General features: G+C 65.1%; 15 protein-coding genes and 1 pseudogene. All 16 read left to right on the top strand.

Features of this window, described 5'->3' with window-relative positions:
• The 16 genes and pseudogenes from ACWNC0_RS00245 to ACWNC0_RS00170 all read left to right on the top strand — a co-directional run bounded on the left by ACWNC0_RS00245 (position 1) and on the right by ACWNC0_RS00170 (position 13,355).
• On the top strand, positions 1–903 hold the full coding sequence (locus ACWNC0_RS00245) for an enoyl-CoA hydratase (RefSeq protein WP_449468751.1): 903 nt from the start codon (positions 1–3) through the stop codon (positions 901–903).
• The gene (locus tag ACWNC0_RS00240) at positions 900–1,991 is read left to right on the top strand and encodes an NAD(P)H-dependent flavin oxidoreductase (protein ID WP_449468749.1); all 1,092 of its coding nucleotides are present in this window, start codon (positions 900–902) and stop codon (positions 1,989–1,991) included. The genes ACWNC0_RS00245 and ACWNC0_RS00240 overlap by 4 nt, the downstream gene beginning before the upstream one ends.
• 15 nt (positions 1,992–2,006) lie before the next feature.
• Positions 2,007–2,756: an enoyl-CoA hydratase family protein gene (locus ACWNC0_RS00235; protein ID WP_449468747.1), complete on the top strand. Its 750-nt coding sequence runs from the start codon at positions 2,007–2,009 to the stop codon at positions 2,754–2,756.
• Entirely contained in the window at positions 2,756–3,910 is a 1,155-nt protein-coding gene (locus tag ACWNC0_RS00230) for an acyl-CoA dehydrogenase (RefSeq protein WP_449468746.1), read from the top strand. Before ACWNC0_RS00235 ends, ACWNC0_RS00230 begins: the two co-directional genes overlap by 1 nt.
• 11 nt (positions 3,911–3,921) lie before the next feature.
• Positions 3,922–4,962, top strand: a complete 1,041-nt coding sequence (locus ACWNC0_RS00225; RefSeq protein WP_449468744.1) for an acyl-CoA dehydrogenase family protein — start codon at positions 3,922–3,924, stop codon at positions 4,960–4,962.
• A gap of 2 nt (positions 4,963–4,964) precedes the next feature.
• A complete protein-coding gene (locus ACWNC0_RS00220; RefSeq protein WP_449468742.1) occupies positions 4,965–6,116 on the top strand; it encodes an acetyl-CoA C-acetyltransferase in 1,152 nt (383 codons plus the stop codon).
• A 14-nt stretch (positions 6,117–6,130) separates the two neighbouring features.
• Positions 6,131–6,781 (top strand): gamma carbonic anhydrase family protein, encoded by a 651-nt coding sequence (locus tag ACWNC0_RS00215; protein ID WP_449468741.1) that lies wholly within the window; start codon positions 6,131–6,133, stop codon positions 6,779–6,781.
• A complete protein-coding gene (locus tag ACWNC0_RS00210) occupies positions 6,778–7,224 on the top strand; it encodes a nuclear transport factor 2 family protein (RefSeq protein WP_449468740.1) in 447 nt (148 codons plus the stop codon). Before ACWNC0_RS00215 ends, ACWNC0_RS00210 begins: the two co-directional genes overlap by 4 nt.
• A 13-nt stretch (positions 7,225–7,237) precedes the next feature.
• On the top strand, positions 7,238–8,143 hold the full coding sequence (locus tag ACWNC0_RS00205) for an SDR family oxidoreductase (RefSeq protein ID WP_449468738.1): 906 nt from the start codon (positions 7,238–7,240) through the stop codon (positions 8,141–8,143).
• Entirely contained in the window at positions 8,143–9,219 is a 1,077-nt protein-coding gene (locus ACWNC0_RS00200) for an acyl-CoA dehydrogenase family protein (protein WP_449468737.1), read from the top strand. The genes ACWNC0_RS00205 and ACWNC0_RS00200 overlap by 1 nt, the downstream gene beginning before the upstream one ends.
• Entirely contained in the window at positions 9,216–10,007 is a 792-nt protein-coding gene (locus tag ACWNC0_RS00195) for an SDR family oxidoreductase (RefSeq protein ID WP_449468735.1), read from the top strand. The genes ACWNC0_RS00200 and ACWNC0_RS00195 overlap by 4 nt, the downstream gene beginning before the upstream one ends.
• Positions 10,008–10,010: 3 nt before the next feature.
• Positions 10,011–10,472: a MaoC family dehydratase gene (locus tag ACWNC0_RS00190; RefSeq protein ID WP_449468733.1), complete on the top strand. Its 462-nt coding sequence runs from the start codon at positions 10,011–10,013 to the stop codon at positions 10,470–10,472.
• Positions 10,473–10,477: 5 nt separating this feature from the next.
• On the top strand, positions 10,478–10,918 hold the full coding sequence (locus tag ACWNC0_RS00185) for a nuclear transport factor 2 family protein (protein ID WP_449468731.1): 441 nt from the start codon (positions 10,478–10,480) through the stop codon (positions 10,916–10,918).
• Positions 10,919–10,975: 57 nt separating this feature from the next.
• The gene (locus ACWNC0_RS00180; RefSeq protein ID WP_449468729.1) at positions 10,976–12,178 is read left to right on the top strand and encodes an acetyl-CoA C-acyltransferase; all 1,203 of its coding nucleotides are present in this window, start codon (positions 10,976–10,978) and stop codon (positions 12,176–12,178) included.
• 3 nt (positions 12,179–12,181) lie between these two features.
• A pseudogene (locus tag ACWNC0_RS00175) lies at positions 12,182–12,490 on the top strand (acyl-CoA dehydrogenase family protein); the annotation flags it as partial.
• A gap of 79 nt (positions 12,491–12,569) precedes the next feature.
• Entirely contained in the window at positions 12,570–13,355 is a 786-nt protein-coding gene (locus tag ACWNC0_RS00170; protein WP_449469828.1) for an acyl-CoA dehydrogenase family protein, read from the top strand.
• Positions 13,356–13,358: the final 3 nt, after the last annotated feature.

Genomic DNA, 13,358 nt, shown 5'->3' with positions numbered 1-13,358 from the left:
ATGAACGAGACCGACCGCCTGGTCGAACCGCAGCAGGTCGACATTGTTTACGAAACGGATGAGCCGGTCACCTATGAGGTGATCGACCATGTCGCGTGGATCATGATGAACCGTCCGGGCTTCAACAACGCCCAGAACGGCCAGATGACCTATGCCCTTGATGACGCGTTCGTACGCGCCGTGAACGATGACGATGTGCGCGCGATCGTGCTGGGCGGCAACGGCAAGCATTTCTCCGCTGGCCATGACATCGGCACGCCGGGCCGCGACGTGCACCAGCATTTCGAGAACCGGCTGCTGGTGCCCGGCCATGTCAACAAGCCCGCGGCCGAACTGCTCTACACCCGCGAGAAGGAGCAATATGTCGGCATGTGCCGGCGCTGGCGCGATGCGCCCAAGCCCACCATCGCCATGGTGCAGGGGGCCTGCGTCGCGGGCGGCCTCATGCTCGCCTGGGTGTGCGACCTCATCGTCGCGACCGACGACGCCTTCTTCCAGGACCCGGTCAACCGCATGGGCATCCCGGGCGTCGAATATTTCGCCCACGCCTATGAACTCCCCCCGCGCGTCGCCAAGGAATTCCTGCTACTGGGCGAGCGGATGAGCGCGCAGCGGGCCGAAAGCTTCGGCATGGTCAACAAGATCGTCTCCCGCGAGGCGCTGCGCGAGACGGTGGCAGGCATGGCGGCCAAGCTCGTCGCCCAGCCCCGCCTTGGCAACTGGCTGACCAAGCAGGCGATCAACCATGTCGAGGAGCTGATGGGCAAGCGCAACGCGATGGACGCGCAATATCATATGCACCATTTCGCCCATGCCCAGAACGACCTCGTCCAGGGCAGTTCGATCGCGGGCCTCGATGCCAAGAAGATGGCCGAGGCCAATAAGAAACAGGCGAGCGAATGATGGGCGATCCGCTGCACACGATCCTGACGGAGCGGCTTGGCTGCCGCTGGCCGATCATCCAGACCGCGATGGGCTGGGTGGCGGAACCCAGCCTCGTCATCGGGTCGAGCAATGCGGGCGCCTTCGGCTTCCTCGGCGCGGCGGTGATGACGCCGGACGAAGCGCGCGAGAAGCTGCTCGCCGTCCGCAAGGGCACCGACCGGCCCTTCGGCGTCAACTTCCACAGCTTTCAGCCCGGCGCTGACGCAATCGTCGAGCTGATCCTCGCCAACAAGGATCAGGTGCGCGCCGTCTCCTTCGGGCGCGGCCCCAACGCGAAAATGATCGGCCGCTTCAAGGATGCGGGCATCCTGTGCATTCCCACGGTCGGCGCGGTCAAACATGCGCAGAAGATGGTCGAACTGGGCGTCGACATGGTCAATGTCCAGGGCGGCGAAGGCGGCGGGCATACAGGCTCTGTCCCCACCACCGTGCTGCTCCCCCAGGTGCTGGATGCGGTCAAGGTGCCGGTGATCGCGAGCGGCGGCTTTGCCGACGGGCGCGGGCTGGCGGCAGCACTCGCCTATGGCGCGGTCGGCATCGCGATGGGCACGCGGTTCCTGCTGACCAGGGAAAGCCCGGTGCCCGACAGCGCCAAGGCGGAATATCTCAAGGCCTCGACCGACCGCATCGTCGTCACGACCAAGCTCGACGGCATTCCGCAGCGGATGGTCCGCACCAAATTGATGGACCGGATCGAAAAGTCCGGTTCCTTGGGCATGTGGCTGCGCGCGATCGAGGCGGGCATGGCTATGAAGAAGCAGACCGGCGCGAGCTGGATGGATTTCATCAAGTCGGCGCGCGGCATGACCGCCCATGGCGCGATGCCATTGAAGCAGGCGATGATGGCCGCGACCATGCCGATGCTGATCCAGAAGGCGGTGGTCGAGGGCGACATCGAACATGGCGTGATGGCGACCGGCGTGGTCGGCGGACGCATCGTTGAAATACCCAGCTGCCAGGACCTGGTCGATCGCATCGTCGCCGAGGCGCATGAGCGCCTGGCCGCGCTCGCCGCGATGGGCCGCGAGACCGCCAGCGCCGCCTGAGGAAGAGGGAAGACAATGCCGATTACGCTGACCGTCAAGGGCGCCATCGCCGAAATCCTGTTCGACCATCCGCCGGTCAACGCCTTCGACACCAAGGGTTGGGAATCGATCCCGGCCATGGTTTACGAAGCGGCGGCGAACGAAGATGTGAAGTGCATCCTGATCCGCGCCGAAGGCCGCGGTTTCTGCGGCGGCGTCGACATCAAGGAGATGCAGGCCCATCCCGAGCGCATCGCCAAGCTCAACAAGGATAATTACCTGACCTTCAAGGCGATCCGCGAATGCGCGATCCCCGTGGTCGGCGCGCTCCACGGCTTCGTCATCGGCGGCGGCGTCAATATCGCGGGCGCCTGCGACGCGCTGATCGCGGCGGAAGGCGCCTATTTCTCGCTGCCCGAGATCGATCGCGGCGCGATGGGGGGAGCCGCCTTCATGAGCCGCATGCTGCCGGTCCAGATGGTGCGCGCCAATTTCTTCACCGGCGGGCGCATCCCGGTTGAGGATGCCTATCGCCACGGCTCGGTGCACAAGGTGGTGCCCTTGGAGAAGCTCAAGGACGAGGCCTACGCTTTCTGCGAAATCATCGCGTCCAAGAGCCGCGCGGCGCTGGTCATCGCCAAGCAGGCGCTCAATCTCATCGAGCCCACCGACCCCTCGGCCCATTACCGGATCGAACAGGGCTTCACGCTCGAAATGTACATGCATGAAGACAGCCAGAAGGCGCGCGACGCCTTCGTGGAGAACAAGGGCGCGGCGAAATTCTGATGGACCTGAATTACACTCCCGAGCAGCAGGCGTTCCGCGCCGAAATGCGCAGCTGGCTTGAAGCCCATGTGCCTGAGCATCCGCTCGAGCATTTCGACGCCACGCGCGAGGGTTTCGAGGCGCACCGGGAATGGGAAAAGACCTTGAAGTCCGGCGACTGGGGCATGGTGACCTGGCCACGCGAATATGGCGGGCGCGGCCTCGACCTCATCCAGTGGCTGATTTTCGAGGAAGAATATTATCGCGCAGGCGCGCCCGGCCGCGTCAACCAGAATGGCATCTTCCTGCTCGGGCCCACGCTCATCGAATTCGGCACCCATGAGCAGAAGCAGCGCTTCCTCCCCAAAATGGCGTCGGGCGAGGAAATCTGGGCGCAGGCCTGGTCCGAACCGATGGCAGGCTCGGACCTTGCTGGCGTGCGCGCTACCGCCGTCCGCGAGGGCGACGACTATATCCTCAATGGCCACAAGATCTGGTCGAGCCGCGCGGTGTTCGCCGACTGGGCGTTCGGCCTGTTCCGCGAGCCGGGCAGCGAGCGGCATAAGGGGATGAGCCTCATCTTCTTCCCACTGAATGCGCCGGGCGTCACGGTGAACGCGATCAAGAAGATCAACGGCCATGTCGGTTTTGCCGAGATCTTCCTTGAAAATGTCCGCGTCCCCGCCTTCAATCGCCTCGGCGACGAGGGCCAGGGCTGGCATATCTGCATGGCGACCGCCGGTTTCGAACGCGGCCTCATGCTGCGCTCGCCCGCCCGCTATCAGGTGGCAGCGAAGAAGCTTGCCGAGCTGTGGACCGCCAACAAGGAAACGGCCGACCCGGCCCTCGAAGCCGATGTCGTACGCGCGCACATGAATGCCGACGCCTATGCGCTCAATATCTACCAGACCGCCTCGCGGCTGATGGCGGGCGCCAAGATCGGCCCGGAGGCGTCGACCAACAAGATCTTCTGGTCGGAACTCGACATTCACCTCACGCAAACCGCGCTCAATATCCTGGGACCGCAGGCCGAACTCACGCACGAAGCGCCGGACGCAAACCCCGTCGACTGGATCGACGACTATATCTTCGCGCTCGCAGGCCCCATCTATGCAGGCTCCAACGAGATCCAGCGCAACATCATCGCCGAGCGCATGCTCGGCCTGCCGCGCTAAGGGGATTTAAGATGGATTTCACCTTAAGCGAAGAACAGCTGATGTTCGCCGAGACCGCGCGCTCGCTGTTCGCCGACAGCTGCACGCCCGATCATTGGCGCAAGATGATGGAAGCAGGCGTGGCGCGCGACGATGCGCGCTGGGCCTCCATCGTGGAAACCGGGCTGACGCTGGTGCTGCTGCCCGAAAGCGCGGGTGGCATCGGGCTTGGCGAGACTGACTTTGCCCTGATTGCGCAGGAAGCGGGTTATGTCGCGCTGCCCGAGCCGTTGGTGGAAAGCGCAGGGGTCGCCGCGCCGATGCTGGCGGCGCTGGCCCCCGACAGTGACGTGCTGGCCGATCCGAGCGCGACGATTGCGATCCAGCATCCGCTCAACCCCTTCGTCGCCAATGCGGACAGCGCGGCGGCTATTATCCTGCATGATGGCGGTGAGGCCTATCTGGTGACGCCCGATCAGGTGATGCTGACGGCGCAGCCCAGCATCGATCCGTTCCGCCGCATCTTCTCCGTCGCGTGGAGCAAGGACAAGGCGACGGCTTTGGGCAAGGCGGATTGGGACTTGGCGCTCGACCGCGCGGCGCTGTTCAACGCTGCCTTTGGGCTGGGCCTTGCCCAGCGGTCGGTCGACCTCGCCGTCGACTATGCCAAGGAACGGCAGCAGTTCGGAAAGCCCATCGGCAGCTATCAGGCGGTCAAGCATCACCTGGCCTCCGCTCAGGTCGCGATTGAATTCGCCAAGCCGGTGGTCGCCGCCGCCGCTGCGGAAATCGGCGCCCGCGACGTGCAGGCCCGCGCCCGTGTCAGCCATGCCAAGCTGGTGGCCCTTGAGGCCGCCGACAAGGCCGCCCGCGCCTCGATCCAGGTGCATGGCGCGATGGGTTACAGCTGGGAGGTGGACGTCCACCTCTTCTTGAAGCGCGCCCTTGCCCTGACGCAAAGCTGGGGCACCCCCGCTCATCACCGCGCGCGCATCGCCACGCGCATCTTCACCCAGCCCATGGGGCCGGACCAGACCTTTGCCAGAGACGCTGGACAAAAGCAGGAAGCTTGAAAATGCCTGAAGCCTATATCGTCGATGCCGTCCGCACCCCCATCGGCCGCAAGAAGGGCAGCCTCGCCGCCGTCCATCCCGCCGACCTTGGCGCGCACCCGATCCGCGAACTGGTCAAGCGCACCGGCATCGACCCGTCAGGCGTCGATGACGTGGTGTGGGGCTGCACCGAGACGATCGGCGGCCAAGCAGGCGATATCGGCCGCACCGCATGGCTGGTCGCAGGCCTGCCGGAGGAAATCCCCGGCGTCACCGTCGACCGCCAATGCGGCTCCTCCCAGCAGGCCGTCCACTTCGCCGCGCAAGGCGTCATGAGCGGCACCCAGGCCCTGGTGGTCGCGGGCGGCAGCCAGGCGATGAACCAGATCCCGATCATGGCGGCGATGATCGCAGGCGCGCAATATGGCTTCGACAGCCCCTTCCACGGGTCGAAGGGCTGGGTCGAACGCTATGGCATGGAAGAGGTCAACCAGATCAAGTCGGCCGAGATGATCGCCGACAAATGGGGCATCAGCCGCGAAGCGATGGAAGCCTTCGCCCTCGCCAGCCATCAGCGCGCGCAGGCCGCCTGGGACAATGGCTGGTTCGACAAGGAAGTGACGGCGCTCGAGGGCCTCACCCGCGACGAAACCATCCGCCCCACCACCTCGCTTGAGGGCCTCGCGTCCTTGAAGCCCGTCAATGAAGGCGGCATCGTCACCGCAGGGGTCGCCAGCCAGAATTGCGACGCCGCCGCCGCGCTGCTGATCGCCAGCGAGCAGGCGGTCAAGGACCATGGTTTGAAGCCCCGCGCGCGCATCCACCATCTCTCGGTCCGCGCCGCCAACCCGGTATGGATGCTGACCGGCCCGATCCCCGCCACCCAATATGCGCTCAAGAAGGCGGGCATGGCGATCGGTGACATCGATCTGTTCGAATGCAATGAGGCGTTCGCCAGCGTCACCATGGCCTGGATGAAGGAACTCGCCATCCCGCACGACAAGGTCAATGTGCAGGGCGGCGCGATCGCGCTCGGCCATCCGATCGGGGCTACCGGCGCGCGGCTGATGACCACGCTGCTGGGCGCCCTTGAACGCACCGGCGGCCGCTATGGCCTCCAGACCATGTGCGAAGGCGGCGGCCAGGCCAACGTCACCATCATCGAGCGGCTCTAAGGGACCCAGCCCCGATGCCCGCCTACGCCTATCAGGGGATTGTTCCCGTTGTCGATCCGACCAGCTACGTCCATCCGCTCGCGTCGCTGATCGGCGACGTGATCGTGGGGCCGGGCTGCTTCATCGCGCCGGGTGCTTCGCTGCGGGGCGATTTCGGGCGGATCGTGGTGGAAGGCGACAGCTCGATCCAGGACAATGTGTCGGTCCATGCCAACCAGTTGCGCGACACGGTCATCCGCCGGGGAGCGACCATCGCCCATGGGTCGATCATCCATGGCTGCGAGATCGGCGAAAATGCGCTCATCGGCATGAACGCCGTGATCCTCGACAATGCGGTGATCGGCGCGGAAAATCTCGTCGCCGCCCTTGCCCTTGTGAAGTCCGACACGGTGACCCCGCCGCGCAGCCTGGTCGTCGGCAACCCAGCCAAGGTGGTCAAGACGTTCGAGCCGCACCAGGTCACCTGGCGCAACGATGGCGAGGGCGAATATCAAAAGCTCGCCAAGGCCGCGCTGACTGGGCTGGTCGAGGCCGAGCCGCTGCGCGCAGCCAGCCCGGAGCGGCAGGCGCAGCGCGTGGCGTCGGACGCTGTCGCCGTGCGCCTCACCGGCGAGACCGCCCAGCATCGCGAACGCCAGGCGGCGCAGCGGGAAGGCCAAGCATGAACAGCGCTGTCGCCATCACCAACCTCCTCTACCGCTATGCCGAACTGATGGACGCAGGCGATCTGGAAGCCGTCGCCGCCCTGTTCGCGCGCGCCCGGATCAAGACCGGCGGCGGCGAAGTGGTCGAAGGGGCAGCGCCGATGCTGGCCCTCTGGCAGGCCCATGTGCGCATCCATGACGATGGCACGCCGCGCACCAAACATGTCATCACCAATCCCATCGTCGAGGTGGACGAGGACGCGGGCACCGCCACCTGCCGCTCTTACTATACCGTGTTTCAGGCAACGCAGGACCTGCCGCTCCAGGCGATCTGCGCGGGCCGCTATCATGACGCCTTCGTCCGCACGGACGGGGCATGGCATTTTTCCGGGCGGGATTATTCCCTGCTCGATCTCGTTGGGGACTTGAGCCAGCATCTGCTGATCCCCGTCGCAGCGCAATGAAGGAGTAAGGCAAGTGGGTATCTGCGAAGGACGTGTTGCGATCGTGACCGGGGCGGGCAATGGGCTGGGCAAGGCCTATGCGCTGGGTCTCGCGGCGCAAGGCTGCAAGGTCGTGGTCAACGACCTTGGCGTTGGCACCCATGGCGAGGCGGGCGAGACCAAGGGCGCGGCCGAGCAGGTGGTCGATGAGATCAAGGCGATGGGCGGGCAGGCCGTCGCCAACACCGACGATGTCGCTGAATGGGACTCAGGCAAGCGCATGGTCGAACAGGCGCTCGACAGCTTTGGGGCGCTTCATGCCGTAGTCAACAATGCAGGCTTCGTGCGCGACCGCATGTTCTTCACCTGTAGCCCGGAAGAATGGGACGCGGTGATCCGCGTCCATCTGCGCGGCCATTTCTGCACCTCGCGCCACGCCGCTGAATATTGGCGCGCGCAAAGCAAGGCCGGCAACCCGGTCGATGCGCGCATCATCAACACGACGTCGGGTGCGGGCCTGCAAGGGTCGGTCGGCCAGTCGGCCTATTCGACCGCCAAGGGCGGCATCGCCACGCTCACCCTCGTGCAGGCCGCCGAGCTTCGCCGCCTGGGCATCACCGCCAATGCGCTCGCGCCCAATGCCCGCACCCGCATGACCAATACCGGCGCGTTCGACATGGAGGCGAAAGAAGGCGAGTTCGACCTGTTCGCGCCGGAAAACATGGCGCCGCTGGTCGCCTATCTGGTGTCGGAACAGTCGAAGGGCGTGACGGGCCAGGTGTTTGAATTGAAGGGCGGACAGGTCTTCCTCTCGCAAGGCTGGACCGACAGCCCCGCCTTCGACAAGGGTGCGCGGATTGACGCCAGCGAGATGGACGCGATCGTGCGGGGGCTTCTCCAAACCCGCGAGCCTGCAAAGCCCGTTTACGGAGCCGCCTGATGGACTTCGCGCTCAGCGACGACCAGCGCGCGATCCAGGAAGCGGCGCGTGACTTCCTGACCGACGCCGCCAACCCGGATGTCATCCGCGCCGCCGTCGAAGGGACGAGCGGCTTTGACGAGAGCCTGTGGTCGAGCCTTGGCGAGATGGGCTTTACCGGGCTGATGATCCCGGAAAGCCTGGGTGGCCTGGGCCTGGGCGCGGTCGAAATGGCGCTGGTCCTCGAAGAAACCGGCCGGGTCCTCGCGCCCGTGCCCTTCTTCGAAACCGCCGTGCTCGCCGTGCAAGCCATCCTGGCGGCAGGCAGCGAGAAACAGAAGGCAGCGCTGCTCCCCCGCCTCGCGTCGGGCACGCGCGCGAGTTTCGCCGGGACCGCAAGCCGCCCGACCTTGTCAAACGGCAAGCTCAGCGGCACCGCGCAGTTCGTGACCTTCGGCCATGTCGCACAGCTGATCGTGGTGGCCACCGCTGACGACAGCCTCGTCGTCCTCGAAGCCGACACCCCCGGCCTTGTCATCGAGGCGCTGCCCGCGCTCGACCGCACCCGCCGCTTTGCGACGCTGACCTTCGCTTGCGAAGTGACCGACAGCATGATCCTCGGCGCGCCCGGCAGCGCCAAGGCCGCGATCGAGCGTACCCTCACCATCGGCGCTGGCCTGCTCACCGCCGAACAGACCGGCGGGATGCAATACAGCCTCGACGCCACGGTCGACTATGCCAAGCAGCGCGTCCAGTTCGGCCGCCTCATCGGCTCGTTCCAGGCGTATAAACATATGCTCGCCGACATGATGTTGCTGGTCGAAGCCTCGCGCTCGGCCGCCTATTATGCCGCCGCCGCGATCGATGAAAATGGCGAGGAACTAGCCGAGGCGGCGCACGCCGCGCGCGCCTATGTGTCCGACGCCTATTGCTCGGTCACAGGCGACGCCATCCAGCTTCATGGCGGCATCGGCTTCACCTGGGAACATCACGCCCATCTCTATTTCAAGCGCGCCAGAGCTTGCGCCAGCTGGCTCGGAACCCCCGACCAGCATCGCGAAGCCCTCGCCCAGATCATCATGAAGGACGCCGCATGACCCCGACTTCTCCTGTGCCCCCCTATCCCACCCCGCTGGGCATGCTCAAGGGCAAGACCGTGGTGGTGACCGCCGCGGCCGGCACCGGCATCGGCTTTGCCGCCGCCAAGCGCGCCGCCGAGGAAGGGGCAAAGCTCCTCATCAGCGACTTCCATGAACGCCGCCTCAATGAAGCGGCCGACCGGATCGCCGACGAGGCGAAGGTCGAGCGTCCCGCCACCTTCGTGTGCGACGTCACCAGCGAGGAGGCCGTGCAGGCCCTGCGCGACGCATCGCTCTCGGCGCTCGACAAAGTCGATGTCCTCATCAACAATGCGGGCCTTGGCGGCGAGGCCGACATCGTCGATATGACCGACGAACAGTGGGCGCGCGTGTTCGACGTCACCCTGACCTCGCTGTTCCGCATGACCCGCGCGTTCCTGCCCAGCATGTACGCGAACAAGTCGGGCGTCATGGTCAACAACGCCTCGGTGCTGGGCTGGCGCGCGCAAAAGGGCCAGGCTCATTATGCCGCCGCCAAGGCAGGGGTCATGGCCTTCACCCGCTGCGCCGCAATCGAGGCGGCCGAACATGGCGTGCGCATCAATGCGGTCTCGCCCAGCCTTGCCATGCACCCGTTCCTCGCCAAGGTGACCACCCAGGAAGCTTTGGACAAGCTGGTCGAGAAGGAAGCGTTCAAGCGCCCCGCCGAGGTCTGGGAAATCGCCAATGTGATGATGTTCCTCGCCTCTGACCTCTCCTCCTACATGACCGGCGAGATCGTCGCGGTCTCGAGCCAGCGGGCTTAAGCGATGGCGACCATCTTCGAAAGCCCGCGCGACCTGCTCGGCAAGGAAGGCGCCAAGCTCGACACCGCCGACTGGCTCACCATCGACCAGTCGCGGATCGACGCCTTTGCCGAGTGCACCGGCGACCATCAGTGGATCCATGTCGATCCGGTGCGCGCCAAGGACGGTCCGTTCGGCGCGACCATCGCGCATGGTTACTTGACCCTCTCCCTCGTCAACCTGTTCATGCCCCAGATCATCGAGGTCCGGCGGTTTTCGGCAGGGGTCAATGTCGGCATGGACAGGACCCGCTTCCTCAATCCGGTGGTCGTTGGCTCGCGCATCCGGGGCACCGGCGAAATCGTCTCGGTCGAGGAAGTGAAGGGCGGCGCCATCCAGGCGGTGATCCGCGTCACCGTCGAGATCGAAGGTCAGGACAAGCCCGCCTGCGTGGTCGACACCATCAACCGCTATTTTCCGGAATAACGGCCTTGGCCCGCGCCATCCTCGCCCTCACATTGAGCCTTCTCGCCGCTACCCCAGCTGGAGCCAAAACCATGCCCGATCCCGTCAAGATGGAATCCGCCGTCCACGCCTATGTCGCCGCGTTCGAAGCGGGCAGCGCCGACCAGGTCGCCGCCCTCTATGCGCAGGATGCAACCGTTGAAGACCCGATCGGCTCGCCCATCCACAAGGGCCGCGAGGCGATTCGCGCCTTTTACGCTGAATCGATGAAGACCGGCGCGAAATTGAAGCTCGAAGGCCCGGTGCGCGTGGCAGGCGACTATGCCGTCTTCCCCTTCTCGGTGAACCTCAACTATGATGGCGGCCACAAGCGCATCGACGTCATCGACACCTTCCGCTTCAACGAGGCGAACGAGGTCGTCGAAATGCGCGCCTTCTGGGGCCCCACCAACATGCACGGCTTCTAAGCCGCCCACCTTCTCCCGGCGGGCGCGAAACATAGAAATAGACAAGGACATTTACCCATGCGTGAAGCAGCCATCATCTCGACCGCCCGCACTGGCGTCGGCAAAGCCTATCGCGGCGCGTTCAACGACACCGAAGCGCCGTTCATGTCCTCCCATGTGGTCGACGCCGCCATCGCCCGCGCTGGCATCGATCCCGCCCGCGTCGATGACGTGTATCTGGGCGTCGCCAACCAGTGGAACACGCAAAGCTACAATGTCGGCCGTTTGACCGTCCATGGCTCGGTCCTCCCCGACACCACCAGCGGTTTTTCGATGGACCGCAAATGCTCGTCCGGCCTCAACGCGCTGGCGTTCGCCGCACGCGGCATCATCGCCAACGAGATTGACTGCGCCGTCTCGGGCGGCGTGGAAAATGTCTCGCTCACCATCGACAAGCATTATCCCGCCTTCCGCAACCGCTCCGAGTTCATCAAGGCGCGCGATCCCAACGCCTATATGGTGATGATCGAGACCGCCGAGATCGTCGCCGAGCGTTACGGCATCTCCCGCGAGGATCAGGACCGCTTTGCCGCCCAGTCGCAGCAGCGCGCCGCCGCCGCCCAGGCAGCGGGCAAGTTCGATGACGAGATCGTGCCGATCACGGTCACCAAGGCCCTCTTTGACAAGGAAGGCAATGAGACCGGCAAGGAAGAGCTGACCCTGACCAAGGACGAGGGCATCCGCGCGGGCACCACCTACGAAAAGCTTTCTGAATTGAAGCCCGTGTTCAAGAACGGCTCGGTCATCAAGGAAGGCAAGCATGTGACCGCGGGCAATGCCAGCCAGCTGTCCGACGGCGCCTCGGCCCAGGTCGTCATGGACCTGGCCACCGCGCAGAAGGAGGGCCTGCCCATCCTCGGCATCTATCGGGGTTTTCAGGTCGCAGGCTGCGGCGCGGATGAAATGGGCATTGGTCCTGTGTTCGCCATCCCCAAGCTGCTCGAGCGCGCAGGCCTCAAGATGGACGACATCGGCCTGTGGGAACTCAACGAAGCCTTCGCCAACCAGGCGATCTACTGCCAGCGCACCTTGGGCATCGATCCGGACAAGCTCAACGTCAATGGCGGCGGCATCGCCATCGGCCACCCCTTCGCCATGACCGGCTCGCGTCTCGCGGGCCATGCCCTCATCGAAGGCAAGCGCCGCGGCGTCAAATATGTGGTCGTTTCCATGTGCGTCGCTGGCGGCATGGGCGCTGCCGGTCTGTTCGAGGTCGCCTGATCCATGCAGCTCGCCTTCGCCCCTGAATTGAAAGCCTTCCGCGAGGAGGCCGCGAGCTGGCTCAATGAACAGCTCGCCGGTCCCTTCAAGGCCATTTGTGGCCAGACCAACCAGGTCGACAATGTCGAGGAACGCCGCGCCTGGGAAGCCGCCCTGGGCGAAGCGCGCTGGAGCGTCATTGGCTGGCCTGAGCAATGGGGCGGGCGGGGTGCCTCGATCGCCCAGCAGATCATCTTCGCCGAGGAATATGCCAGAGCCAAGGGACCGCCGCGCGCCGGGCACCTGGGGGTCGAGCTGCTCGGGCCGACGCTGATCGCCATGGGCAGCGAAGAGCAGAAGGCCCGGTTCCTCCCCGACATCGCCACCGGCAAGGCGATCTGGTGCCAGGGCTATTCTGAACCCGGCGCGGGATCGGGCACTGGCCAACGTCAAGACCAAGGCCCGGCTCGAAGGGGACAAGTACATCATCGACGGGCAGAAGATCTGGACCTCGATGGGCACGATCGCCGACTGGTGCTTCGTGGTTGCCCGCACGCAGCCCAGCAGCGTCGGCAACAAGGGCCTCTCGTTCCTCATGGTCCCGATGGACCAGCCCGGGGTCACCCCCCGCCCGATCCGCCAGATGACCGGCGAGGCCGAGTTCGCCGAAGTGTTCTTCGACGGAGCCAAAGCCCTCGCCATCGACCGCATTGGCGAAGAAGGCGAAGGCTGGAAGGTCGCCATGGCCCTGCTCGGGTTCGAACGCGGCGTCTCCACGCTGGCCCAGCAGATGCAGTTCAAGAACGAACTCGACGACATCATCGCCATCGCCAAGGCCAACGGCAAGGCGAGCGACCCGCTCATCCGCCAGAAGATCGCCACCGCCCATGCCGGGCTCAAGATCATGCGCTATAACGCCCTGCGCATGCTATCGGGCGGCGAAGCCAACCCCGAACTCACAGGCGCCGCCTATACCTACAAACTCTACTGGTCCCGCTGGCACGTGGCGCTCGGCGACCTCGCCATGGCGGTCATGGGACAACAAGGCGAAATAGGCATCAACGACGAACGCATGGGCTCGCTCACAACCATGCACCTCATGTCTCGATCCGACACCATCTACGCCGGTACAGACCAGATACAACGCAACATCATCGCTGAACGCGGACTGGGACTGCCACGCGAACCTAGAGGGTGAGAA

It is taken from the genome of Sphingobium chungangianum, assembly GCF_977014255.1.
This window is presented reverse-complemented; position numbering and strand designations above follow the sequence as displayed.